The 25,324-nt window shown below is 55.2% G+C and carries 21 protein-coding genes; 12 read left to right on the plus strand and 9 right to left on the minus strand.

Translation table 11 applies throughout. The features are described from left to right. The first annotated feature begins 113 nt into the window (after nucleotides 1-113). The 3 genes from ACN0WX_RS09620 to ACN0WX_RS09630 all read left to right on the plus strand — a co-directional run bounded on the left by ACN0WX_RS09620 (nucleotide 114) and on the right by ACN0WX_RS09630 (nucleotide 2,784). The gene (locus ACN0WX_RS09620) at nucleotides 114-1,154 is read left to right on the plus strand and encodes a substrate-binding domain-containing protein (protein ID WP_417622097.1); all 1,041 of its coding nucleotides are present in this window, start codon (nucleotides 114-116) and stop codon (nucleotides 1,152-1,154) included. Between the two features lie 228 nt (nucleotides 1,155-1,382). After that, nucleotides 1,383-2,117 carry a phosphate signaling complex protein PhoU gene (gene phoU / locus ACN0WX_RS09625; RefSeq protein WP_417622098.1) on the plus strand — a complete coding sequence of 245 codons (735 nt, stop codon included), beginning with the start codon at nucleotides 1,383-1,385 and terminating at the stop codon, nucleotides 2,115-2,117. Next, a complete protein-coding gene (locus tag ACN0WX_RS09630) occupies nucleotides 2,071-2,784 on the plus strand; it encodes a winged helix-turn-helix domain-containing protein (protein ID WP_417622099.1) in 714 nt (237 codons plus the stop codon). The genes phoU and ACN0WX_RS09630 overlap by 47 nt, the downstream gene beginning before the upstream one ends. 25 nt (nucleotides 2,785-2,809) lie before the next feature. Here ACN0WX_RS09630 and ACN0WX_RS09635 read toward each other — a convergent pair whose 3' ends face one another. Further along, nucleotides 2,810-4,216: an OprO/OprP family phosphate-selective porin gene (locus ACN0WX_RS09635; RefSeq protein WP_417622100.1), complete on the minus strand. Its 1,407-nt coding sequence runs from the start codon at nucleotides 4,214-4,216 to the stop codon at nucleotides 2,810-2,812. A gap of 133 nt (nucleotides 4,217-4,349) precedes the next feature. Beyond that, entirely contained in the window at nucleotides 4,350-4,526 is a 177-nt protein-coding gene (locus ACN0WX_RS09640; RefSeq protein ID WP_417622101.1) for a hypothetical protein, read from the minus strand. A 318-nt stretch (nucleotides 4,527-4,844) separates the two neighbouring features. On the opposite strand from ACN0WX_RS09640, the gene ACN0WX_RS09645 reads away from it, so the two are divergent. The 4 genes from ACN0WX_RS09645 (at nucleotide 4,845) to ACN0WX_RS09660 (ending at nucleotide 10,239) form a co-directional block, all read left to right on the plus strand. Next, complete coding sequence (locus tag ACN0WX_RS09645; RefSeq protein WP_417622102.1) at nucleotides 4,845-6,338, plus strand: Eco57I restriction-modification methylase domain-containing protein; 1,494 nt, start codon at nucleotides 4,845-4,847, stop codon at nucleotides 6,336-6,338. Continuing rightward, nucleotides 6,335-7,279, plus strand: coding sequence for a BsuBI/PstI family type II restriction endonuclease (locus tag ACN0WX_RS09650; protein ID WP_417622103.1), 945 nt, complete (start codon nucleotides 6,335-6,337; stop codon nucleotides 7,277-7,279). Before ACN0WX_RS09645 ends, ACN0WX_RS09650 begins: the two co-directional genes overlap by 4 nt. A 653-nt stretch (nucleotides 7,280-7,932) precedes the next feature. Then, nucleotides 7,933-9,738 (plus strand): translation elongation factor 4, encoded by a 1,806-nt coding sequence (lepA, locus tag ACN0WX_RS09655; RefSeq protein ID WP_417622104.1) that lies wholly within the window; start codon nucleotides 7,933-7,935, stop codon nucleotides 9,736-9,738. Nucleotides 9,739-10,014: 276 nt separating this feature from the next. After that, nucleotides 10,015-10,239, plus strand: a complete 225-nt coding sequence (locus ACN0WX_RS09660) for a hypothetical protein (protein ID WP_417622105.1) — start codon at nucleotides 10,015-10,017, stop codon at nucleotides 10,237-10,239. Between the two features lie 3 nt (nucleotides 10,240-10,242). Here the strand turns inward: ACN0WX_RS09660 and ACN0WX_RS09665 are convergent, their stop codons facing one another. The 5 genes from ACN0WX_RS09665 to prfB all read right to left on the minus strand — a co-directional run bounded on the left by ACN0WX_RS09665 (nucleotide 10,243) and on the right by prfB (nucleotide 16,444). Beyond that, on the minus strand, nucleotides 10,243-10,986 hold the full coding sequence (locus tag ACN0WX_RS09665) for a class I SAM-dependent methyltransferase (protein ID WP_417622106.1): 744 nt from the start codon (nucleotides 10,984-10,986) through the stop codon (nucleotides 10,243-10,245). Between the two features lie 235 nt (nucleotides 10,987-11,221). Continuing rightward, on the minus strand, nucleotides 11,222-13,429 hold the full coding sequence (locus tag ACN0WX_RS09670; protein ID WP_417622107.1) for a xanthine dehydrogenase family protein molybdopterin-binding subunit: 2,208 nt from the start codon (nucleotides 13,427-13,429) through the stop codon (nucleotides 11,222-11,224). Then, the gene (locus tag ACN0WX_RS09675) at nucleotides 13,426-14,415 is read right to left on the minus strand and encodes an FAD binding domain-containing protein (protein WP_417622108.1); all 990 of its coding nucleotides are present in this window, start codon (nucleotides 14,413-14,415) and stop codon (nucleotides 13,426-13,428) included. The genes ACN0WX_RS09670 and ACN0WX_RS09675 overlap by 4 nt, the downstream gene beginning before the upstream one ends. Next, nucleotides 14,412-14,921 (minus strand): 2Fe-2S iron-sulfur cluster-binding protein, encoded by a 510-nt coding sequence (locus tag ACN0WX_RS09680; RefSeq protein ID WP_417622109.1) that lies wholly within the window; start codon nucleotides 14,919-14,921, stop codon nucleotides 14,412-14,414. Before ACN0WX_RS09680 ends, ACN0WX_RS09675 begins: the two co-directional genes overlap by 4 nt. Nucleotides 14,922-15,316: 395 nt before the next feature. Beyond that, the gene (prfB, locus tag ACN0WX_RS09685) at nucleotides 15,317-16,444 is read right to left on the minus strand and encodes a peptide chain release factor 2 (protein WP_417622110.1); all 1,128 of its coding nucleotides are present in this window, start codon (nucleotides 16,442-16,444) and stop codon (nucleotides 15,317-15,319) included. Between the two features lie 327 nt (nucleotides 16,445-16,771). Between prfB and ACN0WX_RS09690 the strand changes: the two genes are divergently transcribed. The 4 genes from ACN0WX_RS09690 to ACN0WX_RS09705 are packed head-to-tail and all read left to right on the plus strand — an operon-like array spanning nucleotide 16,772 to nucleotide 20,705. Next, nucleotides 16,772-18,169 (plus strand): circularly permuted type 2 ATP-grasp protein, encoded by a 1,398-nt coding sequence (locus ACN0WX_RS09690; RefSeq protein WP_417622436.1) that lies wholly within the window; start codon nucleotides 16,772-16,774, stop codon nucleotides 18,167-18,169. A 13-nt stretch (nucleotides 18,170-18,182) separates the two neighbouring features. Further along, nucleotides 18,183-19,133 (plus strand): alpha-E domain-containing protein, encoded by a 951-nt coding sequence (locus ACN0WX_RS09695; protein WP_417622111.1) that lies wholly within the window; start codon nucleotides 18,183-18,185, stop codon nucleotides 19,131-19,133. A gap of 2 nt (nucleotides 19,134-19,135) precedes the next feature. Next, nucleotides 19,136-19,936: a transglutaminase family protein gene (locus ACN0WX_RS09700; RefSeq protein WP_417622112.1), complete on the plus strand. Its 801-nt coding sequence runs from the start codon at nucleotides 19,136-19,138 to the stop codon at nucleotides 19,934-19,936. 31 nt (nucleotides 19,937-19,967) lie between these two features. Further along, on the plus strand, nucleotides 19,968-20,705 hold the full coding sequence (locus ACN0WX_RS09705) for a peptidase (RefSeq protein WP_417622113.1): 738 nt from the start codon (nucleotides 19,968-19,970) through the stop codon (nucleotides 20,703-20,705). On the opposite strand, the gene ACN0WX_RS09710 is transcribed toward ACN0WX_RS09705, so the two are convergent. Beyond that, nucleotides 20,702-22,723, minus strand: coding sequence for a GMC family oxidoreductase N-terminal domain-containing protein (locus tag ACN0WX_RS09710; protein ID WP_417622114.1), 2,022 nt, complete (start codon nucleotides 22,721-22,723; stop codon nucleotides 20,702-20,704). The two genes, ACN0WX_RS09705 and ACN0WX_RS09710, sit on opposite strands and share 4 nt — an antisense overlap. Nucleotides 22,724-23,118: 395 nt before the next feature. Here ACN0WX_RS09710 and ACN0WX_RS09715 point away from each other — a divergent pair, with 395 nt between their 5' ends. Then, complete coding sequence (locus ACN0WX_RS09715) at nucleotides 23,119-24,423, plus strand: FAD-dependent oxidoreductase (protein ID WP_417622115.1); 1,305 nt, start codon at nucleotides 23,119-23,121, stop codon at nucleotides 24,421-24,423. Here the strand turns inward: ACN0WX_RS09715 and ACN0WX_RS09720 are convergent. Next, the gene (locus tag ACN0WX_RS09720; RefSeq protein ID WP_417622116.1) at nucleotides 24,420-25,313 is read right to left on the minus strand and encodes an alpha/beta fold hydrolase; all 894 of its coding nucleotides are present in this window, start codon (nucleotides 25,311-25,313) and stop codon (nucleotides 24,420-24,422) included. The genes ACN0WX_RS09715 and ACN0WX_RS09720 overlap by 4 nt on opposite strands. Nucleotides 25,314-25,324: the final 11 nt, after the last annotated feature.

The raw sequence follows: 25,324 nt of genomic DNA on the forward strand, positions 1-25,324 counted from the left end.
TAATTATGAAATAAATCTGTAATCCAAAGGTCATTGAGGGCCAGTAGTTGGCATGACCGAACGGTTGCGCAGATCATTTCATTGCGGGATCGACCTAGAAAAGGGAATTTTTGATGAAAACCAAAGTTGCAATAATCGCTCTGGCCACGCTGGCACTGGCGGGCTGCGAAAATCAGGCTGGCGGCGGCGGCGGCAGCAGAGACCAGATTCGGATCGTTGGATCGTCAACCGTCTTTCCGTTTGCCAAGGCCGTATCGGAAAATTTTGTCAGCACCAGCAGTTACAAGGCACCGGTTTTGGAATCGACTGGTACCGGCGCGGGCATGAGCCTTTTTTGCGCAGGTGTCGGAGCGGACACGCCAGATATCGAAAATGCCTCTCGCCGGATGAAAGCGTCCGAATTTGAGCTGTGTCAGACCAACGGCGTTACCGATATCGTTGAACTCAACATCGGTATCGACGGCATCGCGGTAGCACAATCCAAGGAAGGGCCCAGCTTTGCCCTGACTCCGGAACAGGTTTACAAGGCTATTGCTGCGAAACCGTTCGGCAAGGAAAACACGACCAAGAAATGGTCGGATATCGACCCGTCGCTGCCATCCATCGCGATCAGCGTCTATGGCCCGCCGTCCACATCCGGGACGCGCGATGCGTTGACCGAGCTGATCATGGAAGTGGGTTGCAAAACCGATGCCGCAACGAAGGCGCTCAAGGAAAGCAACAAGGACGAATATGAATCCATCTGTCATGATATCCGCATTGACGGCCCTTATCTCGACACCGGAGAGAATGACAATCTGATCGTCCAGAAGCTGAAATCCAACCCCAATGCCGTGGGCATTTTTGGGTATAGCTTCCTCGAGGAGAATCAGGATACGGTACGCGGGATCGCGATTTCCGGTGTTCAGCCGGCTTATGATGCGATCGCTTCCGGTGAATATCCAGGTGCGAGACCGCTGTATATCTATGTGAAAAAGCAGCATATTGGCGTGATCCCCGGTATCGAGGAATATGTGACCGAATTCATCAAAGCCGGCACCCGCGACGGCTATCTTGTCAAGGCCGGCCTGATTGCATCCCCTGATGAGACCCGAGCGGCAATGGTGGAAGCGGCGAAAAATCTGCCACTTCTCAAAAAAGAAGTGCTGAAATAGGCAAGCCTGTTTCCCTGGACAGGACATCGGTCCACTACGGAAACTAGACATTGGTGACAGTATCTTGAGGGGCCGTTGGGAACAACGGCCCCTTTATAATGTCCGCCGTCTGCGTGCGAAATTCACCAAATCCGGTCAGAAAAGACGAGAAAATATCGGTACCAGAAAAAGATTGGCGTTATTATGACATTTTTGTTACAATGCGCAAATCAGTAGTAAGGAATGATTATGAATCTCAGCACAGCGCAGCATACGGTGACGGCCTTTGACGCTGAAATTCACGATCTTCGGGAAATGGTTCTCGAGATTGGTGAAAAGAGTACTCGCGCGATCATTCGGTCGATCGAGGCACTGGAAGGCAATGACCTCGCGCTCGCCAACAGTGTGGTCGCGGACGACCGGGACATTGACGAACTTGAGCGGCGGATTGACCAGCTGTCGATCCAGACCATTGCGTTGCGCGCGCCGATGGCGGATGATCTGCGTCAGCTGATTGCCACGTTCAAGATTTCCAGCATTGCCGAGCGGATCGGTGATTATGCCAAGAATATCGCCAAACGGGTGCCACTTGTCGCAGAGACCAGTCGCGGCATCGAACCGGTTGCGCTGCTGCCGTCAATGGCCAAGATCGCGGCCGAACTGGTCAGCGATGCGTTCACGGCTTATGCCGAGGGGGATATTGATCTTGCCGTTTCAGTATGGGCGAGGGACCAGACACTGGATAATTTCTATACCAGTATTTTCCGTTCGATTATTACCTATATGATGGAAAATTCCGCGCATATTGGCGAATCCGCGCATCTGCTGTTCATCGCGAAAAACCTTGAGCGGATTGGCGACCATGCCACCAATATTGCCGAATTGACCTATTTTTCCGAAACCGGCCGACAAATGCCAGATCGCAGCAAGGGGGACGATGTTGGCGCAATATGGCCAGATCAGCCGAAAAATATGGATCGTTGAATTCGATCCGAACATCGCGCAGCAGCTGACCAGTCTATGTGAGGAATATTGCCTCCATGCAGATGTGGTCGATAGAAGCAAAGCGACAGGAGGCAAGGCCGATCACCCGCGGGCCGATCTAATCATTATTTGCTGCGCGATGGCCAATTCGCCGGTCTTGGCCCTGTGCCAGCATTTGCGCAGGTCTGATGCAGATCATCGGACATCGGTCATCATCGTTTCCGGCGATGCTCACGAAAATAACATGATCGCCGCGCTTGAGGCCGGGGCGGACGATTATGTCGCCACGCCGTTCAGCCCGCGGGAACTGGTCGCGCGCATTGGGGCGCTGCTGCGGAGAAGCGGGCCCCCGGACGATGGTTCAAAATTGCGTTTCGCCGATATCGAGCTCGACCGGGCGGCGGTGCGGGTTACCAGAGGCGACACGGCCATTCACCTCGGCCCGACCGAATTCCGGCTGCTCCGCCATTTCATGGAACATCCCAATTGGGTGCTGTCCCGGGACAAGCTTTCCCGCGCTATCCGCGAAGGCGATCGCGAGGTCGATCTGCGCAGTGTCGACGTCCATATCCTGCGCCTCAGAAAGGCGCTGAACAGCGGCGGACTGACCAATCATATCCATACGATCCGTTCGCTCGGCTATTATCTCGGCGAACCCGCAGCCTGACCGCTATCCTGCTCTGAGTACCGGATCAGAAGCTGATCTGGAACCGTCCGGCAAAGCTGTCGACACTATAATCTGCATTGCCTGCCGCCAGGATTGCCGCATCACGATAGTCCAGCTTGGAATAGGACAGCAGAAAACGGACATAATCGACCGGAGTCCAGATCAGCGAGGCCTGATAGGCGTCCTGTGTGCCGCCGGTAAACCCGGCATCGGTCAGATCGAGACGGTCATAGCGGACATTGACCTGCCACGCGCCCAAGCCGCCTTTGCCAACCGGGTTGGACACTTTCACACCCTTGAACACGCCTTCCTTGTAGCCGCGCGTATCGTCGGTCAGGAAGAATCCCGCCTCGACCGACCCCCCGAAGAAGGTCGGGTCGGCAAAATTGGCGCTGCGGTTCAAGGTCAGCCAGTGGCTTTCCGCCGCGGCATGAAACCGGCCGGAAATGACCGCCGCTTCCAGTCCCAGGCTCGATTCCGACACAGCATTGTTGATATTGCCGGTGTTGAGGAAGCGTGTGTCGGTGAAATGTACCGCCGGCCGCTGGCGATAGCGCTGCGCAGAGAAGGCATCGCCCAGATCGCGATAATGGTAGGACGCCCCGAAATGGGTTTGCGTCTCGCCAAATTTCGGCATTGCCACGGCGCGCACGTCAAAGCCGATGCTGTTGTTCACGTCATCGCCCAGATCGGCAATATTATCGGTAAAGACACCGCCCTGAAGCAGCATGATACCGGTACTATATTGCGCCGAAAGCCCGACCCGGCGTTCAAAACCGAAAGCATCCGTATAGCCGGCCCGCTCGATAAAGCTGGTGTCGTTGCTGCTCGACAATTCTTCCAGTCCCTGAAAATTATTATGCTGCCCCGCCGTTATCGTCAGCCCGCCATCTTCATAGCTCAGCAAGGCGTCGGTCATTTCCACGTCACCGCTGGCGAAATCCGCTTCCACCTTGTAGCCGAAGCCACCGGGAATCGATCCCGAAGCACCCAGCCGGATGCGCCGTGCTTCATTGGCGAAGCCGAGGCCTGCGTCATTGATCGAATCCGGTGCATCGACCGTGCCGAAATCGTAGAGCATCCGGCCGCGCGGCTTGAAGCTCCAGCCGTCCTCGCCCTTGAGTTCCGGTGCGCCTTTCCAGCTGACCTTGACCGGCTTCTGCTCGGCGAGGGTCGCCTCCGTTGCGGCGATTTTCGCATTGGTTTCGGCGATCGCGCTGGTCGCGGCCTGTTCGGAAGCCTGCTGCGACTGCTGCAAATCGCTCAGCTGTGCTTTCAGTCCGGCGATTTCCTGCTCAAGCTGGTTCATCTTCGCGAGCAGCGCTGCTGCCTGTTCGTCGGATAGCGGTGCTGCCATGGCGCTGGCCGGAGCCAGTGCGATCATCGCGGTTCCGGCCAGCAGGCCGAGGGTCTTGCACATCTGCTTTGTCATGAAATCGCCTGTCTGTTGTGGATCAGTTCTGAATTGATGAGCGATCTATGACGGATGCGTTGCTCTTTCATGGCAAATTTATTTCATCTTTATGACAGGGGTGGGGCCGGGACAGGAGGCACCGCGGCAGCGCTCAATCCGCAACCGGCAACCGCCGCTTGCCCCGCGTCCGGCTGGTCAGATGATAGTGATGACAGCGGTCGCAGAGATAGGGGCGCAACACGATATCGGCCTCTTGCGCCACGGCGATGGCATCCGCCTCAGTGGGGAAGCGACGCTTCTTGCGGCAGATGCTGAGGCGGGTGCGCATGGGGTGGGCTTTCTGGTGAGAGGTCCTTGTCAGCAACTTCGAGGTCTCAGACATAATCGGCCAAAGACAGCTTAACCGCTTGCCGAGAATCGGGCAATGCGGCATTTGTGGCGGAATAAATGAGAGACGAATTATCGTTTGTTCTTCAGTAACTCATTCGACCGATTTATCATCACTACTTAGTGCTATGCAATTGTCGTCACGAAAACGTCTCTCCCGACCTAGCTGTGTGAAAAATGGGGAGCATGCGTGATCTTTTTAGCATTTATAATTCGAGCATTGACTTGCTCTGAATAGTCAATGAGAGTTCGAATCCTCATGGCAATATCATCTTCTTTAGCTTTAATAAGCGCGTTCGCAGTTTCCCAAGAACACGAATCCGACGAAGCCACCGAGGATCGGCAGGTCGAACTGGGTCAATACATGACTCCTCCCCAGATTTCCGAATTTATGGCTGATCAGTTTGATCCGAAGCGCATCTCAGACGTTGAGCTTTTGGACGCTGGAGCGGGGTTTGGCTCGTTATCAATAGCTTTTGCTAATCGATGGTTGGCCAGCGCTGACGCGGAGCGTTCGCTTTCGATATCTGCTTATGAGATTGACCCAAATCTAGTTTTGCCTTTGAGAACAAAATTATCAAATTTAGAATCTTCAAAAAATAGTATTTCGTCTGAAGTTATTGAGGGAGATTTTATTGGTCACGCGGTTTCAATGATTAAGCATGGCAATGAACCCTTCTCCCATGCAATTTTAAATCCGCCGTATATGAAAATTCGAAGTGGTTCTGCCGCACACACACTGATGGCATCTGTCGATATTGAAACGGTTAATCTGTATTCCGGATTCGTAGCGCTAGCGCTGGCTTTGGTTCGTGGAGAGGGGGAAGTTGTAGCGATTATACCACGAAGTTTTTGCAATGGACCTTATTATCGCTCATTCCGAGAGTTTATACTCGAACGGTCCTCCTTGAAAAGCATTCACCTTTTTGAAAAACGAGATAAAGCATTTTCTAAAGACAATGTTCTTCAGGAAAACATAATCATTCGTCTTCAGAAAGGTGTTCTGCAGGAGGACGTCGTAATTTCCTCCTCTTCCGACGGTAGCTTCTCCGACCTCGAAACAAATGTCGTACCTTATGAAGAAATCGTCCTGCCCAGTGACCCGAGGAAATTCATTCATATTCCCGCCAAAGATTCCAGTGATGCACTGATTAGACACCCTCGATATAAAAGTACGCTAGAAAATATAGGCCTTTCGGTGTCGACAGGGCCGGTAGTCGATTTTAGAGTAAAAGAACATCTAAGGAAAAAAGCTAGTTCGGGAGATGCTCCATTACTTTATCCTGGGCACTTTAACGAACGTATGCTTAGTTGGCCGCGTGAAAATTTTAAAAAGGCCAACGCAATTGCCATCAACTCTAATACCAAACGTTGGTTATATCCTAGAGGTTTCTATGTTGTTGTTCGGCGGTTTTCATCAAAAGAGGAAGATAGGCGAATAGTTGCCAGTCTGGTTGAACCAAACCGACTTCCCGACACGCCCATAGGCTTTGAAAATCACTTGAATGTTTTTCATCAAAAAAGAGGTCCGCTTGACGAAAACGTGGCTCGAGGGCTGATGGTTTATCTCAATTCTGACATAGTTGACGATTGGATGAGAAACTTCAGCGGCCACACACAGGTTAACGCGACTGATCTGAGATATCTACCCTACCCAGATCGGCAATTACTGAGCCGTTTTGGTAAGTGGAGTACGAATTCTTCTAAATTATCTCAGGTTGAGATAGACAATAAAGTTGCGGGTATACGGTGAGCCATCCAAATATTAAATCTGCTTTAAAGATATTGGAAATGTTGGGCTTTCCGAAAGCTCAGCTAAATACTCGATCTGCGCTTACATTATTGGCGTTGGCAAATGTAGGCCCAAAAGACCATTTTTCGGATGCAGAAAACCCCCTGCTGGGGATCACTCCCATTATGGATTGGGTACATCATAGTTATGATGTTCTTTATGCACCCAATAGCCGAGAAACGTTCAGACGTCAGACGGTTCACCAGTTTCGAGATGCGGGCCTTGTACTCTATAATCCTGATGAGCCAACGCGTGCCGTAAATAGCCCAAAGGCAGTTTATCAATTGGCGCCATATGCTTTGAAATTATTAAGAAAATTCGATTCAAGCGCCTTTTCAGATGCCTTGTCTGGCTATCTTAAAATCCGAGGTGGATTAGCCGAGCAATATGCCCAAGCACGAAATATGCATCGAATTCCGGTTGAAATTGCCGAAGGCACCGTCCTTTCTTTAAGCGCCGGCAATCATAGCCAGTTGATCAAGGACATTATTGTTTCTTTCGCCCCGCATTTTGCACCGGGAAGTCGGCTTGTATATGCAGGTGATACCGGTGAAAAAATGGGGTATTTTGATTCAGAGCGGCTAGCAAATTTGGGTGTAACGGTTGATGAGCACGGAAAAATGCCTGATGTCGTGCTTCACTTTGAGTCTAAAAACTGGTTGATCTTGGCAGAAGCGGTTACCAGTCATGGTCCGGTCGACGGAAAAAGGCACGCTGAGCTAATGGGCTTATTTGATGGCTCATCAGCTGGATTAGTTTATGTAACCGCGTTCCCCTCACGGTCAGTCATGGGGCGATATCTCTCAGAAATAGCATGGGAAACCGAGGTGTGGGTTGCCGATGCTCCTACTCATCTAATCCATTTTAATGGCGAGCGCTTTCTTGGTCCGTATGTTGATTGAGTCAATTTCGAAGTCAGTAGCGTCCATATCAATCCTTCCCGAGACCGACCGGATCATGAAGAAAATCAATCTGCCGCTCGATTGATTTTCCTCCCTGCCGCGCAGCGGTGGGGAGGGGGACCGTCCGGAGGATGGTGGAGGGGCGGTTGGGCTTGGCGCTGGTCTCGGGGATTGGGGCGACACTCGAAGGGCTGTTATTGCCGCGCCTGCCCCTCCGTCATCCGCCTTCGCCAAGGCTACGGCGGATGCCACCTCCCCATCGCTTCGCGACAGGGAGGATAGTGATGGTGGCTCTAACATCCTTTCCTACACCTCCCTCCCTATGCCATATCCCCAAACGGCTCTTTGAAAATTAAATCCTGCTCCAACATTTCGGTAAAAGCGGAAAGGAAATGTCCAGGCGTACCATCGCTTTTCCCTTATTCAGCTTTCTCGAATCGAAACTGAATAAATTGGCCTTTCGCGAGTCTGAAATGCGGCCAAATTGATGTTTGAAAACCGCAGAGCTTTTCCAATTCATAACAGTGTAAGGTTTGTAAAGTTTGATTGCGGCCCAAGGGACGAAGCGGCAGGCAAAGCGGCGGGTCATTTGGCGCGGAGCGGCTTGGACGTTTCCTGCTGACAAGGGGCTGTGCCCCTGCTAACGGGCGCGGATGACCGATCAAAGCCATATCCGCAACTTCTCTATCATCGCCCATATCGACCACGGGAAATCGACCCTGGCCGACCGGCTGATCCAGCATACAGGCGGGCTGACCGAGCGCGAAATGAGCGAGCAGGTGCTCGACAATATGGATATTGAGCGGGAGCGCGGGATCACCATCAAGGCGCAGACGGTGCGGCTCAACTACACTGCCAAAAATGGCGAGACCTATGAGCTCAGCCTGATGGACACGCCGGGCCATGTCGACTTCGCCTATGAAGTCTCGCGCAGCCTTGCGGCCTGTGAAGGGGCGTTGCTGGTGGTCGATGCGGCGCAGGGCGTCGAGGCACAGACTCTGGCCAATGTCTATCAGTCAATCGAGCATGATCACGAGATCATCCCGGTGCTCAACAAGATCGATCTGCCCGCCGCCGAGCCGGAGCGGGTGCGCAACGAGATTGAGGAAATCATCGGCCTCGACGCCTCCGACGCGGTGATGGCGAGCGCCAAGTCGGGGATCGGCATCGAGGATATACTGGAGCAGATTGTTACCAAAATCCCGCCGCCGCGTGGCGACCGCGACAAGCCGCTGAAGGCGATGCTGGTCGACAGCTGGTATGACCCCTATCTCGGTGTGGTGATTCTGGTGCGGGTCATTGATGGCGTGCTGACCAAGGGACAGCGGATCAAGTTCATGGCCCAGGGGACGGAGCATCTGGTCGACCGGGTCGGCTGCATGCGGCCGAAGATCGAACAGCTGCCCGAGCTGGCAGCGGGCGAGATCGGCTTTATCACGGCGCAGATCAAGGAAGTCAGCCAGACCGCCGTCGGCGACACGATCACGACGGTGAAAAATCCCGCGACCGAGCCGTTGCCGGGCTTTAAGGAAGTGCAGTCGGTGGTGTTCTGCGGGCTGTTTCCGGTCGACGCGGCGGATTTCGAGAAGCTGCGCGAGAGCATTGGCAAGCTGCGGCTCAACGACGCGAGCTTCACTTTCGAGATGGAGACCAGCGCGGCGCTGGGGCAGGGCTTCCGCTGCGGTTTTCTGGGGCTGCTGCATCTGGAGATTGTCCAGGAACGGCTGACTCGCGAATATGATCTGGACCTGATTACGACGGCGCCCTCGGTGGTCTACCGGATCGAGATGAACGACGGCAGCGAATTGTTCCTGCACAACCCCGCCGACATGCCGGACGTGGTGAAGATCCGCGAGATCGAGGAGCCGTGGATCGAGGCGACCATCTATTGCCCGGACGAATATCTCGGCGGGATCTTGAAGCTTTGCCAGGACCGCCGCGGGGTACAGAAGAACCTGACCTATGTCGGTGACCGGGCGCAGGTGGTTTACGAACTGCCGCTCAACGAAGTGGTGTTCGATTTCTACGACCGGCTGAAGAGTATCTCTCGCGGCTATGCGAGCTTTGACTATCATCAGGTCGGCCTGCGGCCTGGCCAGCTGGTGAAGATGAATATCATGGTCAACGGCGATCCGGTTGATGCGCTGAGCATGATTGTCCACCGCGATGCCGCCGAAGCCCGCGGCCGTCACATGTGCGAACGACTCAAGGATTTGATCCCGCGGCACCTGTTCAAGATTCCTGTCCAAGCTGCTATTGGCGGCAAGGTTATTGCCCGCGAAACCATCTCGGCTATGCGCAAGGACGTGACCGCCAAATGCTATGGTGGCGATATCAGCCGCAAGAAGAAGCTGCTCGACAAGCAGAAAAAGGGCAAGGCCAAGATGCGTGAATATGGCAATGTCAGCATCCCGCAGGAAGCCTTTATTGCGGCGTTGAAAATGGGTGATGAAAGCTGATGTATTTCATCTAAGCCATTGAAGAAAAAATATATTTACCGTTCTAACACAAGCTGTTCAGCTAAGGTGCCTGGCCACGCCCTATCCAGATAAAATCGGTCGCCGGGCCGCGAATGAATAGCGACGCGTCGCGGTAAAATCTGGCGGCGACAAGAGAATTTTTTTCGTCTCCCCGCTAAGGGTTAATTAGTATCATCAAAGCCATTGAAACGGAGTGTAAAACCGTTTATGGCTAAGAAACTATTAACGCACCAGGGTCGCGACTGAGAGCGCTAATTGTCAATGTTTAATCTGTTCGAACCATCCTACCGGCGTGTCAAGGACGAGTGGGAAATACGCTATTGTTATACCAAATATGGTGAGGACGCTCCTGACGTCCTGACGGTGCGCGCGAGCGATCCTTCCCTGTCATCGCGTGACCGACGCCACTGGCGCCGCCTGGCCCGTAAAGCACGCCGGCGACACCGTAGTGGAGCGATGGCCGACCTGAAAACTGGCTGATCCTCATTCGTTATCCCGCTGATAGGGGCAGGGAACGATCTTGCCGGGCAATATTGCTGGCCCCTTGGCTCTGAATCGCGCGAAATAGCCGCCCAGCTCTGGTCGCTCCATAAAGCCGACCAGTTCATAGCCGACGGCCTCAAATTCGCAGAACAGTTGCTTGGGTGGAATCCCGTGCTGGGCAAAGTCGCGATTGACGTCGACCACTATTACCTCGCCGGCACCTTGGGCCTTTCCCTGCGCAATCAGGGCTGGGCGCAGCCGTGACAGAAATGCGTAAGGTTCACGCACTTCATGATACATGTGGACCAGGAATATCCGGTCGAAACTATTTTCGGGCAGCCGCGGATCATCGGGCGCACCGAGCTTGATCGAAACATTGTCGAGGCTCTCCCGGTTGACCCGCTCGGCCAGCCGATCAATCGCGCCCTGGTCGATATCCTGCGCCAGCACCCGCCCTGCTGGTCCGACCTTCTCCGCCAGGCGCACGGTATAATAGCCTTCGCCCGCCCCGATATCGGCGACCGTCATTCCCGGCTCCAGTCCAGCTGCCGCCATAATCTCCTCGGCTTCCCCGCGCTTGTCGCGCGCGGTTTCGGTCGACCATTCATTGCCACCCAGCTCCGAAACCGGCCGTGACGCCGGCGGAAAAGCGCGCGCGGTTTCGGGACGATTTCGATCAGAATCTTCGATTTTTTTGCAGGCAGTCAGCGGCGTGGTGAGCAGAGCGAGCAACAGCGGTATCACCGCGGTGGACAGTTTCCAGCTGCGAATTAAATGGGGCGGTTGATGAGGCGAGCGGGCAAAAACATTCATGGCGGCTAGATTAGGCGAGGGGGGCGATGGGGGCAATGAGGATTTGGGACTATCGGTATATTCAGGAATCTGTTGATTTGGCAAAATTCCGTTTGGGCGGGAATGTGGGCATTATTTGAACCGAATTGGTGCGGTTCTCTTCTATCATATGATGATCTAGCCGAATCTAGTGTTCGGGCAGTTCTGTCAGCAATTTGTCCAGCGTCGCAGGATAATCGCGCAGCCGGATACCGGTCGCATTATACATCGCGTTGGTGACCGCCGCTGCGGCGCCGCATATCCCCAGTTCGCCGATGCCCTTGGCCTGGATCGGGCTGGCCCATTCGTCCCGCTCCTTCAGCAGGACGACCTCGATTTGCGGTACGTCGAGATTCACCGGGATATGATATTCTGCCAGATCATGATTGACGATATGCCCGTCCCGGTTATCGAAAACCAGCTCTTCAGTCAGGGCGTTTCCGATACCCCAGATCATGCCGCCATAGCATTGCGATGTTGCGGTTTTCTCGTTCAGTATCCGGCCGGCCGCGAACACACCCAGCATCCGCTTCACGCGCGTTTCGCCCGTCACGGCGTTGACCGCGACCTCGGCAAAATAGCAGCCGTAGGTCGCCTGCTGCCACTCCTCAAGCGTCTTGCCCGGTTCGATGTGACCGATGGCGGAAATATCCTGACCGTTCAGTATCTCGGCCAGCGGCCGCGCTGCATCATCGGTCCCCGCCTTACCATCGGCCAGTTTCAAGTCTGCCTCGTCGCTGCCCAATTTGCCGGCAATCTTTTTGCGAATTTCCTCACAGGCCAGAAAAACAGCTGAGCCGGAAGAAGATGCACCCCATGACCCACCGGAACCCGGTCCTGCCGGGAAGTCGGTATCGCCCAATCTGGTCTCAACGCGGTTCGCCGGCAGGCCCAGCATTTCGCCGGCAATTTGCGTCAGTATCGCATAGGTTCCGGTGCCGATATCGGTCATGTCGGTTTCGACCACGGCGCTTCCGTCGGCTAGCAGTGTCACTCTGGCTTTTGCTTCCGAAAGGATGTTGACTCGGGCGGCGCCAGCCATCCCGTGGCCAATGAGCCAGTCGCCTTCGCGCACGGATCCCGGCTGCCGGTTGCGCTTTTCCCATTCGAATAATCGGGCCCCTTCATCAAGCGCGTCGGCGAACCGACGGGAAGAATAGGGAATGTCGTCTTCCGGATGCCTCTCGGGAATATTGCGCTTGCGCAGCTCGACCGGATCGATGCCAGCGGCTTCGGCCAGTTCATCCATCGCATTTTCCAGCACCTGCATGCCAACTGCTTCGCCCGGCGCGCGGACCGAACCGCCGCAGGTCCGGTTGATGCGCGCTACTTCGATTCCGAGCTTGCGATGTTTGCCGCCATAGAGAAAATGGGTCGCCTGCGTGACTGGCTCGTAAAATTCTTCTCCCGGCAAATTGGACACCAGGCATTCGTGACCGACACCGGTTAGCAAGCCGTCCTCTCCGCAGGCCAGCCGGACATGTTGCCGGGTTTCCGACCTGCGCATCGTGGTTTCAAAAACCTGAGGTCGCGACAGCGCGACGCACACCGGCCGGCCGATTTCCTTCGCGGCAATTGCTGCCGCAACGGCCTCTGGTGAAATACCCAGTTTGGAACCGAAGCCGCCACCAACATAAGGTGACAGCATTCGGATATTCTCCGGTACGATATGCAGCGCATCGGCAAGTTCGTTGATATTGAAATTAAGCATCTGATAGCTGCCGCGTAGAGTTAGCTTGTCACCGTCCCAGCTGGCTATGGCGCAATGGGGCTCCATCGCCGCGCTATTATGGCCCGCTGTGCGATAGACCTGATCGACGGTGAAGGCGGCTTCGCGCATTGCCTGTTCCAGATCGCCTTGGTCAAGCTGGTCATCCTCCGGGCTGTCCGTCTCGGTGTCGGGTGCCTCCGGGTCAAAGGCCGCGTTGCCGGCGGCTTCATAATGAACCGTCAGTCTGTTGGCACCATGGCGCGCTTGTTCGAATGTTTCGGCGACCACCAGCGCGATTGGCTGGCCGAAATAATCAACCTGCTTTGCTCCCTGCGGCGGCGCTTCATCAGCCCCGCCCTGCGCCGGACGCCTCAGTAGCCGATCATCCGTAATGACGGCATGGATCGCCTCGTCTTTCAACAGGTCGCTGCTCCCTATATCGGTGACGCGGCCTTTGGCTATGGTCGCGCGGACCAGCACGCCGTGCACCATGTCCGGAACGTCCCATTCATGCGAATAGGTCGCTCGACCCGAGACCTTGAGCGGACCGTCGGGGCGGTCCATCGCCGTTCCCAGCAGACCCTGCCGCATAGCGTCTAGCCGGTTACGCCGGTCCGGCTTATCCATTTTGTGGTGCGCGGTCATGCTGCTGCTCCGGTGGTTGTGGCTTCTCTCAGCACGGAAATCAGAACGCGTCTGGTCAGCGGTATCTTGAAATCATTGCTGCCATGACCTTTGGCTTCGGCGAGCAATTGATCGGCGGCTTTGCCAAATAAAGTCGCGGAGGGCTGTTGCCCGGTCAAAAGCGCTTCAACCGCTTGATCGCGCCACGGCTTGTGCGCCAGACCGCCAAAGGCCAGTGCGACCTTGGCGATTATATCGCCATCCATCTTGACCAGCGCCGCCATGGAACACAGCGCAAATGCATAGGAGGCGCGGTCGCGGACTTTCCGGTAAATCTGGTTTCCCTCGACCGGCCGCGGCAGAATTACTGCGGTGATCAAATCGCCAGCGTCCAGAATATTGTCCTTTTCCGGATGATCGCCGGGTAGAAGATGAAAGTCCTTGATCGGCACGTTTCGGACCTCGCCCGATGCATTTTCAATCTCGACTTGCGCATCCAGCGCCGTCATGGCGACGGCCATATCACCGGGATAGGTGGCAATACAGGTATCGCTTGCTCCCAATATGGCATGGATGCGGTTAAAACCGTTCATCGCCTGGCAGCCCGAACCGGGATTGCGTTTGTTGCACGGCATCGCGGTATCGTAAAAATAATAGCAGCGGGTCCGCTGGCACAGGTTGCCACCAGTGGTTGCCTTGTTCCGCAGCTGGCCGCTGGCGCCAGCCAGGATCGCCCGCGCCAGCACCGGATAATCATTGCGCACACGCTGGTCGGCGGCGCAGTCGCTGTTGGTCACCAATGCCCCGATCCTTAGCCCGCCTTCATCGGTGCTGATGATGTCCGCCATGTCGAGCCGGTTGATATCGACCAGCTTGTCGGGGACCATCACCTCCAGCTTCATCAAGTCCAGCAAGTTCGTGCCACCGGCTATAAAGATTGCATTATCCGCCGCCTGCGCGGTTGCTTCAGCAGGTCCGCTGGCTCTGGCATAGGCGAATGGTTTCATGACCGTTCTCCGGCTACCTGGCGGATCGCGTTGACAATGTTGGGATAAGCGGCGCAGCGGCACAAATTGCCGCTCATTCGCTCGGATATTTCTTCATCGCTTAAAGTTTCGGGGCCTTCCAGTTCGTCCGAGACAAAACTCGGCCATCCCGCACGGGCCTCGTCCAGCATTGCGGTCGCCGAACAAATCTGGCCCGGGGTGCAATATCCGCATTGAAAGCCGTCATGAGCAATAAATGCAGATTGCATAGCGGACAGATCGCCCGGTTCGCCAAGACCTTCGATCGTCGTGATTTCCTCACCGTCATGCATACAGGCGAGGGTGAGGCAGCTGTTGATGCGACGACCCTCGACAATCACAGTGCAGGCGCCGCATTGGCCGTGGTCACAACCTTTCTTGGTTCCGATCAATCCGAGGTGGTTGCGCAGCGCGTCAAGAAGAGTCACACGACTATCGGCTTCCAGCTTGTGGAGTTTCCCATTCACGGTGAGTTCGGTGGTTTCCATGGCGCAAGGTCCTTCCAATAGATGCAAAGTAACGTCCGCAAACTTGCCGAAGGCCGTGGTCATGGCTGGTATCAAGTCAACGGGTTGATTGTGCAAAACGTCTGAACATCTTACGTTTCTCCCTAGCAATTGGTTCCATCGCTCGACGGAATATGCCGTTATTTATCGATAGCGATATAAACTCGCGGCCTGGCCAGTGAGAAATTATAGGGATATTGACAGTTCATGACGACCAGTATCGGGACAAGGCCAACTCCTCCTCTCCGCACGCGGGAGGGGAAAGCAACGACTTGGGGATTTGCTATTTGGGCGACATTGGAGAGAGGGGTGTTGCCGCTCGCCTCCCGCACCGAGTTTCACTTGTCCTCTTCTTCAAACGGAAGGGATGAAGCTAACTAATCCACATCCTCGATATCGACCTTTTCGCCGGTCACCTTCTGCGCCAGCGTTGCGGCAATAAAGTCATCCAGGCCGCCGTCGAGGACATCGCCGGGAGAACTGCTGGTGTGGCCGGTGCGCAGGTCCTTGACCATCTGATAGGGTTGCAGGACATAGGAACGGATCTGATGGCCCCAGCCGATTTCTGTCTTGGCCTCATATTCGCCCGACGCTTCGGCTTCGCGGCGCTGCAGTTCGGCTTCGTAGAGGCGGGCTTTGAGCATGCCCATAGCGGTGGCGCGGTTCTTGTGCTGGCTTCGGTCATTCTGGCTGGCGACAACAATGCCAGTCGGCTGGTGGGTGATGCGCACGGCGCTGTCGGTGGTGTTGACATGCTGGCCGCCGGAACCGGAGGCGCGATAGGTGTCGATCTTCAGATCGCCTTCGTTGATCTCGACCTCGAAACTGTCGTCGATCACCGGATAGACCCAGACGCTGGAAAAACTAGTGTGGCGCTTGGCGGCGCTGTCAAAGGGGGAGATGCGGACCAGCCGGTGAACGCCGCTTTCGGTCTTTGCATAGCCATAGGCATTTTCGCCCTTGACCTCGATTGTCGCGGATTTGATACCCGCCTGATCGCCAGCCTGATAGTCGACCATGCTCACCTTGTAACCGCGGCCTTCGGCCCAGCGCTGGTACATGCGCAGCAGCATTTCAGCCCAGTCCTGGCTTTCGGTACCGCCAGCACCGGCGTGAATTTCGATATAGGTATCGAGCGCGTCGGCTTCGCCAGAAAGCAACGCCTTGACCTTGTCGCGGTCGGCGCGGGCGGCGAGCTTTTCCAGGCTGGCTACACCTTCGTCGGCAAGCCCGGCATCACCCTCTTCCTCGGCCATTTCGATAAATTCGAGTGCGTCGTCCCGCTCCTGCTGGATTTCCTGTGCAGCGCTGATCGATTCATCAAGGCGCCGCCGTTCGGTCATCACCGCCTGGGCTGCGGCCTGATCATCCCACAGGGTCGGATCCTCGACCCGGGCGTTGAGTTCGTCGAGACGGCGCAAGGCAACGTCCCAGTTGAGCGCGGTCTTGAGTAGGGTAAGGGCGGCGTCGATCCGGTCGACATAGGCTTGCGCGTCGGCACGCATGATATTCTCCAAAACTAGTGGCAGCAGCGATTAGACGATATCGGCGGGAAGTAAAGTGGGGAGGCGGTGGTGCGGCGAACCATGTCGCCTGGGCCAAGGGATCGGAGCGGCGCGAAACCTAGGGGGCGGGCGAAAGCGAGGCGGAAGCAACGGCCCCGGCCACTGTGGGGTATTTTGAAGGAAATGACCGCTGTGCAATATCCGGTCCACGGATAAACCGCTCTGTGCGCGCTATTCGCTTTACTTCGAGCAGGGTATCGCGTTAGCCTTGTCGCGGGAGGACAAGGTTGAACGCTTCGCTGAAGGGGATACTGCTTGTTCGATGAAATGCTGGGTGACGGGGATACTGTCCGTCGTCCCTATCAAGACTATAAAAACTGGCTTGACCGGGAAGATGTCAAGCGTCTCCATCGCAAGTCCGCTGAAGCGGAAGCCTTTTTCCGAAAAACCGGCATCACCTTTAATGTCTATGGTCAGGATGAAGCTGACGAGCGGCTAATTCCTTTTGACGTCGTGCCGCGCATATTGTCGGCGCGAGAGTGGCGCAAGCTGTCCAAGGGCATTGAGCAGCGGGTTAGGGCCATCAACGCCTTTCTTTACGATATATATCACCGTCAGGAAATTTTGCGCGCCGGCCGCGTGCCCGTTGAGCTAGTCGCCAATAACGAGGCCTTTCTGCCGCAAATGATCGGGGTGAATCCTCCCGGCGGTATCTACACTCATATCATCGGTACCGATATTGTCCGGACCGGTGACGAAGAATTTTATGTGCTGGAAGATAATGCCCGCACACCCTCGGGTGTGAGCTACATGCTCGAAAACCGCGAAACCATGTTGCAGATGTTTCCCGAGCTGTTCGCCAAGATCAAGGTTCAGGAGGTCAGCAATTATCCCGCGCAGCTTCGGCGCTCGCTTGCCGCCTGTGCTCCGCATAAATGCGAAGGGAAGCCTATTGTTGCCGTGCTGACGCCCGGTATCCACAACAGCGCGTATTTCGAGCATAGCTTTCTTGCCGACCAAATGGGAACGGAATTGGTTGAGGGGCATGATCTTAAGATCGTCGATGGCCGGGTCGCGATGCGAACGACCGAAGGCTATACCGCAATTGATGTGCTTTACCGTCGAATCGACGACGATTATCTGGACCCGCTTAATTTCAATCCGGAATCGATGCTTGGCGTGCCTGGCATCTTGGATGTCTATCGATCGGGCGGCATTACGATCGCCAATGCTCCGGGCACCGGTATTGCCGATGACAAGGCGCTTTATAGCTACATGCCGGATATTGTAGAATTTTATACCGGTGAGAAACCGCTGCTGGAAAATGTGCCGACGTGGCGTTGCTCAGAAAAAGATCAGCTCGCCTATGTGCTCGAGCATCTCGAGGAACTGGTGGTCAAGGAGGTCCATGGCTCCGGTGGCTATGGCATGCTCGTTGGGCCCGCTGCATCCAAAAAAGAAGTTGCAGCCTTTCGTACCAAATTGATTGACAATGCCCGTAATTATATCGCGCAACCAACGCTTGCGCTCTCGACCGTGCCAATTTTCACCAAAAAGGGCTTGTCTCCCCGTCATGTTGATCTTCGACCGTTTGTTTTGGTTTCGCCCAATGGCATTGATATTACGCCGGGCGGTTTGACGCGGGTCGCGATGACCGAGGGATCGCTGGTGGTCAACAGCAGTCAGGGCGGAGGTACCAAAGATACATGGGTGCTGGAAGAATGAGGGGGCGTCGCTGATGCTGGGCAAAACCGCTGCAAGCCTGTACTGGATGTCGCGCTATCTTGAACGTGTCGAAAATGGGGCGCGTTTCATCGAAGCAGGATTTCGGATCGCGCTGACCCGATCCGCATCCGCAAGCGATGAATGGTCATCGGTGCTCAAATCATCCGGTGTTATCGCTGCCTATCGCGCCAAGCATGATGATTTTGAATCCGCCAAGGTCATCGATTTTCTGCTCCGCGATCGAGACAATGCGAGTAGTGTTATCGCATTGATGAAACAGGCGCGCGACAGTGCCCGAACAGCAAGAACCGCGCTGACCCGCGAAGTTTGGGAGGCCACAAATGAGAGCTGGATTACGCTGAAATCGGCGATGGCCAAGCCTGTCAAAGAGCAGGACTTGCCCGAAGCTCTGGGATTGATCCGTCAGCAAAGTGCATTGGTGAGGGGCGCCACCCTGGGAACCATGCTACGCAACGACGGCTTTAATTTTCTGCGCATTGGTAGTTTTCTTGAACGGGCTGATAGTACCGCGCGAATTCTTGATGTGAAATATTACCTGCTGCTGCCATCGGTTGCCTTGATCGGATCATCGGTTGACAATGTACAATGGGAAACGATTTTACGATCTGTTTCAGCGAACCGGTCTTTCCGGTGGCTTAATGGTCCCGACATCAGCGCTCAGGCGGTGGCGGATTATCTGATTTTGCACAAGCAAATGCCACGGTCATTGACCTTTTGTTATGCCAAGATCAGCGACAACCTGAATTATCTCGACGAGAATTACGGTCGCAAAAGCCGGTCGGGAGAACTGGCGAACGAGATTTGCAGCAACATGCTGAACCAGCCGATCGAAGCGATTTTCGATTATGGCCTGCATGAATATATTTCCGACTTCATAGTCGCAAATAATGGCCTGGCTGCGCAAATCGAACGGGATTTTAATTTTCAGGACAGGATCGGATAGTTATGCTGCTGAAGATCAATCACGAAACCCGCTATGTCTATGACGCGCCGGTACAATATGGATTGCAGCAAGTTCGTCTGCGCCCCAAGGAACGACCTGGTCATGTAATTAAAAGCTGGAATATCGAAATCGAAGGCGGTGCGGTAGAATTATCGTTTGAAGATCAGCATTGTAACCATGTAGATTTGATCAATATCGAGCGTGGACGCACGGAAATCATAATACGATGCACGGGCGAGGTCGAAAACAGCGATGCCAGCGGGATCATGGGGTCACATTCCGGTTTCGCACCACTATGGTATTTCAAGCAATCTACGGTCCTGACCAAAGCCGGTCCGAAAACGAGGAAACTGTTGAAATCGCTCGACGGAGAATATGAAAGCGAAATCGCGAAACTGCATGCATTGTCGGCGCAAATCCTCAAAAAGGTGCGCTACCAGACTGGCCGAACCGATGCAGAAACCGATGCAGAAAGCGCGCTTTCTATACGGGAGGGGGTCTGTCAGGATCACAGTCACATTTTCTGTGCAGCCGCGCGCGCGCTCGGTTTTCCGGCGCGATATGTCTCCGGCTATCTGATGATGAGCGACCGCGTGGATCAAAATGCCACTCATGCCTGGGCGGAGGCCTATGTCGGAGGATTGGGATGGGTGGGGTTTGATATTTCCAATGGCTATTCACCAGACGAGCGCTATGTCCGTGTGGCGACCGGCCTTGACTATCGCGAAGCATCGCCCATTTCCGGACTGCGCTATGGCGCGGGCAGCGAAGATATGATTGTCACGCTGCAGGTTCAGCAGTAAGCGTTCATACTGTTTAGTTCGGGAAGCCAAAATGACCTATTGCGTAGGACTGCGAATGAAGCGCGGTCTTGTTTTCATGTCGGATACGCGGACCAATGCGGGTGTTGATGATATCGCTCAGGTCAAGAAAATGACCAGTTGGGAAGTCCCCGGCGAACGCGTGATCACTCTAATGTCGGCTGGTAATCTGGCGACCACCCAGGCCGTTGTCAGTCTGCTGGACGAACGCGGCAAGCATCCCGATGAGAGAAATCCTTCGATCCTGCAGGCACCGTCGATGTTTCAGGTGGCTACGATCATTGGCGAAACCTTGCGGGAAGTTGTTAAGACTTACGCTAAAGAAGGTCAGGAAGCCAGTTCACCCTTCGGTGCAACCTTGCTTGTGGGCGGCCAGATAAAGGGCAGCGATCCCCGGCTTTTCATGATCTATCCGGCCGGCAACTTCATCGAAGCGAGCGATGACAGCCCGTTTTTTCAAAGCGGCGAAACCAAATATGGCCGTCCGATTCTGGTCCGCGCCTTTGACCCGGAAATGGTCTTTGAAGATGCCGTTAAACTGTTGCTGGTCTCTTTTGACTCGACCATCCGGGCCAATCTGGCGGTGGACTTGCCACTGGATATGCAAGTTTACGAGGCAGACAGCTTTGCGATCACGCGACAGCAGCGGATCGAACAGGATGATCCCTATTTTCAGTCGATTTCGGAGGGATGGGGTGATGCACTCAAAAGCGCGTTTCAGTCGCTGCCCGATTTCACCTTCAAAAACTAACCAAAGCGTCTCTTCCCTGCCATCGCCCGGTGAGCCATTGCCATTGTCGTCAGCTGCGCGTTGACCCGAATGCAGCTAGGCATCACGCTCGCGTCGGTGACATAGCAGTTGGTCGTATTGTGCACACGCTGGTTGAGATCAACGACGCCTTTGTGAGGATCTTCATTGATCGCATTGCCGCCGTGGGGATGAGAGCTCGACAGAACAACGTCATCCGGCTCGACGATTGCCGCATCGTAAAAGGCATCAATCTCGTCGTTGGTCATATCGCTGGTCAGCGTTTGGCCGCGGAGCAGGGCAGGATAGACCTCGATCGCACCGTTGAGGAAATGGACCTTGGTCATTGTCGCCAGCGCGCGACGTAATAACGCCAGTTCGTCCTCTCCGATTTTCAGCTTGAGTTTGCCTTTGTCCATATAGCCGAGCCGATCTGCGGGAAACAGGACACCAGCGGAGACCAGGCGGTTGTAGTTTTTCATCCGCTCAAAATGGTCTTCAAACCAGCCAGGCACCAAGGTCGCCATGCTCATCGGCGGCTGAAAGTGGCTTTCAATCAGAAAGTCCCCGCGATCGACATAGGTTGCCATCTGGTCTTCGTTCCAGACGTTCACATTCGTGCCTTCGGGCATAAGCGCGACTACCGGGCAGGCGATATTGAGCGAAATATTGGTACCCGATTGCAGGATGCCGCTATTGTATAGCAGATTGCTGGAGGCCAGCGCGCCGGCTGCCACCACCACGCCTTTGCGCGCGCGAATTGTTCGTTTACGGCCGTCGCCTAACCTGATTCGCACAGCATGTGCGATTTTTTTGCCATTTGCACCTTCATCCCACAAGATTTCGGTCGCTTCAGCGCGGTCCAGGATACGCGCGGGTTTTTCCCGTGCCTCACTGGTCGCGTGGGTGAGGAAGCTTTCCGGCATTGCCTTTTTCCGGCCATAGGGGCAGCCGGTGTTGCAATAGCCGCAATAAACGCATTCGCTATCCGCAGTTTTCGGGCCGTAGTTTTTCTGGAACCAGGCTGTGATCGCTTTGTGATCCATCGGGTCATCGGATTGTGCGGCATATTTTTTCCAACCTTCGATCAGATGCGGACCGTTATTTCGGCCGGTTATTGGATCAATTGCGGAAACCTCGAGAGCCTGCTCAACCGCCTCGTAACTGTCCGCTAGCTCATCTTCGCTGATCGGCGCGCCGAGGTTGGTCCAGGTCTGATAGACATCTTCCGCATCAGGATGAACAAGGCCTTCATGTTTCATACGCAGGCAAATGCCGTTGTTGATGACGGTGGACCCGCCGACTACCCGGCCCTGAAACACGATGATGTCCCGATCGGATGTGGTTTGCAGGGCGCCGTCCTTAAACAGGCGTGCGGTCATTCGCGCTTCTTCATGGGTGATCCGGGAGGAAGGATAGTGGCGTCCAGCCTCAATGATCAGTACCTCATGTCCCTCGTCGGCGACAGATGCTGCCGCAACGGCGCCTCCGGCACCGGAGCCGATCAGGATTACATCGGTCTCCTCGGGGATCGCCTGATGGCCAACAAATGCTGTTGCGGTCAAATCGCGCCGGGATTCGCGACGTATAGGACGCTCACCCGGTGCCGAACGGTCGCGTTGTGCCGGCAGTTCAAAATTGAGATCGGCAAAGACGGGGTTGTCGAAATTTTCTTCTTCATCGCCGTGCTGCCAGTGGCCATAATAGCCTGCTAGGATGACTCCCTTTGTCCGCGCGATATCCTGCAACAGATCGATACGGGATTTTTGCAGCCGCCGACGGATGAGGTTTTTGCGGATACCGGGAGGGGCTGCGAGAAAAAAAGGGCCGCCCAGAACGAGCAGCAACCCATATAGCGCCATGCCGATTTCGGTTGGCTTGTTGCCATCAATATTGGAGAAATGCTCCTGCAAGTTGTCGACAACTTGATCAGCAGAAATGACCATTTTACGGTTGTGAAACAACGCCTCCGCCATCGCCTTGATCATCATCGCTTGCAATCGATTGAACGGCTTTCGCAACTTTCCTCTCCCTCGGCGCGACCCGCGGTTGTTTCGTCTCTGTCTCACTTGTCCGTGCGGGCAGAATAACAGTTACTCTCGGTTTTACTATCCCTGATTTCATCAACGAAATGATGCACGTCATTACTGCTGAGCAGGGATGCCTGGAATAACAAGAGATAGCAGGCCATTGACCATGTAGAACTGCACGAACCAGCGAATATGCGTGAAAATTCCGATGAATCCAGCGAGATAGTCATCGTGAAAATATGCAGAAAACCATGAAAGTCGGCATTGTCGCAGCCCGGAATTTCGCGTCACTGGCAATGGCCTCGCGAAAATAACAGCGCCCCTTTTGCTTTTCTTTTGCAATTATGACGCTAGCATGACTGCTGAATAATCGGGGAGGCAGGAGGATGCGTCATATTGCGATCATAGGATCGGGACCTGCAGGCTATTATTCGGCGGAAGCGGCGCAAAAGAAATATGGCGACGATGTCGCCGTGGATATCATCGACCGGCTGCCCGTACCCTTCGGACTGATCCGCACCGGCGTCGCACCTGACCACCAATCGATCAAGGCGGTATCGCGGCGCTATGAAAAGACCAATCTGGGGGACAATGTGCGCTTTATCGGCAATGTCACCGTGGGCGAAGATGTCAGTGTCGCGGAATTGCAGGAATTATATGATGCCGTGGTTCTGGCCACCGGCGCACCCGACGACCGCGTGCTGGATATACCGGGGAGCGACCTGAAGGGTGTCATCGGCAGCGCCGCCTTTGTCGGCTGGTATAATGGCCATCCGGATTTCAAGGATCTCGATCCGCCACTGGAGGCCCGGTCGGTTGCGATTATCGGAAATGGCAATGTTGCCCTCGATGTCGCGAGAATTTTGGCAAAGACCGAGAATGAATTTGCCGGTAGCGATATTGTCGGTCACGCGCTCGATGGTCTGAAGCAAAGCAAGGTCGAGAAAATAACCTTTCTCGGCCGCCGGGGACCGCATCAGATCGCGATGACACCAAAAGAGCTCGGCGAGCTGGGTCAGCTGGAGCGCGCCAGGCCGGTCGTCGAAAGGGTTGATTTTCCCGATGAAGGCGATGATGCGCTGCTCGAGCCGGGCATGCGCAAAGCCGTTACCCATTTGCGCAATTTCCACATTGCAGCGGCCGATGCGCAGCATAAGCCGATCGAGATCATATTCGACTTTTTCGCAATGCCGGTCGAAGTTCAGGGCGATGGCAGGGTCGAGAAGCTGATCGTCGAGAGAACCGCGCTCGACAAGGATCTCCGCTCCGTCGGCACTGGCGAGCGGTACGAACTGGAATGCCAGATGGTGATCAGTTGTATCGGATATCGCACGCCGCCGATCGAAGGTGTGCCTTATGAACATGGCCGCGGTCGCTTTGCCAATGTCGACGGACGGATTTTACCGGGGCTCTACTGCGTCGGCTGGGCAAGGCGGGGGCCATCGGGTACGATTGGGACCAACAAGCCCGACGGCTTTGCCATTGTTGATGCCATTGCCGAAGATATCGGCTCGGGCAACCGCAAGGAAGGTCGCGTCGGGCTGGACCGATTGCTTGAAAAGCGCGGCGTGGAGACGGTCACATTTCGCGACTGGAAGAAAATCGAAGAAGCCGAAATCGCCCGCGCCAGAGAAGGTGCGCCGCGCGAAAAATTTACCGATATCGCCGACATGATCGCAGCGCGGGATTAACCGGGAAGCCACGCCCTCAAAATCGCGTTCACTTTCTCCGGCGCTTCCTGTTGTACCCAGTGCGACACGCCCGCTAACCGGTGCAGTTCGAGATCGGGTACCCATTCTTCCGTGCCATCGGTGCAGCGGATATCGATGGCGGCATCTTCCTCGCCCCAGATCATCAGCGTTGGTACATCAACCACGCCATCGCCGATCTCCCGCGCGTCCTTGGTGCGCAGCAGGGCGCGGTAATAGTTGATCATCGATCGCAGCGCGCCGGGGCGGCTGGCGGCATCGGCATAGACCTGCAATTCGCTATCCGGGAAACGGCTTTTATCGACTGCCATATTGGAGAATGCCTGCTTGATCCGTTCAGCGCCGTTCAGCCCGAATAGCCATTCGGGCAGCCGCGGCAGTTGAAAGAAGAAAATATACCAGCTTTTCTTGAGCTGATACCAATGTCGCATTTCGCGCTGGGCACATTTGGGATGGGGGACATTCATGATCACCAGCCGGGTCAGCGGGCGGACTTTCAGGATCGCAAAATGCCAGGCGATGATCGCGCCCCAGTCATGGGCGATCAGAGTGACTTCTTCCGCCCCGCTGGCATCAATCAGCGCCGCGACGTCCTGAACCAGCGTCTTCAGGCGATAGGAATTCACGCCCTCGGGCCTGCTGGAACCGCCATAGCCGCGCAAATTGGGTGCCCAGACGCGATACCCCATTTCGACCAGCAGCGGAATTTGGTGGCGCCAGGAATAATGGAGTTCCGGAAAGCCGTGTAAGCAAAGCGCGAGTTTCTTTCCCTCGCCGGCCATAGCGACCTCAAATTTCAGGCCATTTGCCTTGACCCGTTGCATGGTGATGCCGCTGTCGGCATCCGGTGTCCAAGAAAATTCTTTTGTCATATCCGCTTCTA

This window comes from Parasphingorhabdus sp. (assembly GCF_048269915.1).
Taxonomy (GTDB): domain Bacteria; phylum Pseudomonadota; class Alphaproteobacteria; order Sphingomonadales; family Sphingomonadaceae; genus Parasphingorhabdus.

Bases quoted from the DNA above. Each gene is read 5' to 3' on its own strand.
- ACN0WX_RS09620 (WP_417622097.1), top strand. From the start codon at position 114: ATGAAAACCAAAGTTGCAATAATCGCTCTGGCCACGCTGGCACTGGCG.
- phoU (WP_417622098.1), top strand. From the start codon at position 1,383: ATGAATCTCAGCACAGCGCAGCATACGGTGACGGCCTTTGACGCTGAA.
- ACN0WX_RS09630 (WP_417622099.1), top strand. From the start codon at position 2,071: ATGTTGGCGCAATATGGCCAGATCAGCCGAAAAATATGGATCGTTGAA.
- ACN0WX_RS09635 (WP_417622100.1), bottom strand. From the start codon at position 4,216: ATGACAAAGCAGATGTGCAAGACCCTCGGCCTGCTGGCCGGAACCGCG.
- ACN0WX_RS09640 (WP_417622101.1), bottom strand. From the start codon at position 4,526: ATGCGCACCCGCCTCAGCATCTGCCGCAAGAAGCGTCGCTTCCCCACT.
- ACN0WX_RS09645 (WP_417622102.1), top strand. From the start codon at position 4,845: ATGGCAATATCATCTTCTTTAGCTTTAATAAGCGCGTTCGCAGTTTCC.
- lepA (WP_417622104.1), top strand. From the start codon at position 7,933: ATGACCGATCAAAGCCATATCCGCAACTTCTCTATCATCGCCCATATC.
- ACN0WX_RS09670 (WP_417622107.1), bottom strand. From the start codon at position 13,429: ATGACCGCGCACCACAAAATGGATAAGCCGGACCGGCGTAACCGGCTA.
- ACN0WX_RS09675 (WP_417622108.1), bottom strand. From the start codon at position 14,415: ATGAAACCATTCGCCTATGCCAGAGCCAGCGGACCTGCTGAAGCAACC.
- ACN0WX_RS09680 (WP_417622109.1), bottom strand. From the start codon at position 14,921: ATGGAAACCACCGAACTCACCGTGAATGGGAAACTCCACAAGCTGGAA.
- prfB (WP_417622110.1), bottom strand. From the start codon at position 16,444: ATGCGTGCCGACGCGCAAGCCTATGTCGACCGGATCGACGCCGCCCTT.
- ACN0WX_RS09690 (WP_417622436.1), top strand. From the start codon at position 16,772: ATGCTGGGTGACGGGGATACTGTCCGTCGTCCCTATCAAGACTATAAA.
- ACN0WX_RS09695 (WP_417622111.1), top strand. From the start codon at position 18,183: ATGCTGGGCAAAACCGCTGCAAGCCTGTACTGGATGTCGCGCTATCTT.
- ACN0WX_RS09700 (WP_417622112.1), top strand. From the start codon at position 19,136: ATGCTGCTGAAGATCAATCACGAAACCCGCTATGTCTATGACGCGCCG.
- ACN0WX_RS09705 (WP_417622113.1), top strand. From the start codon at position 19,968: ATGACCTATTGCGTAGGACTGCGAATGAAGCGCGGTCTTGTTTTCATG.
- ACN0WX_RS09715 (WP_417622115.1), top strand. From the start codon at position 23,119: ATGCGTCATATTGCGATCATAGGATCGGGACCTGCAGGCTATTATTCG.
- ACN0WX_RS09720 (WP_417622116.1), bottom strand. From the start codon at position 25,313: ATGACAAAAGAATTTTCTTGGACACCGGATGCCGACAGCGGCATCACC.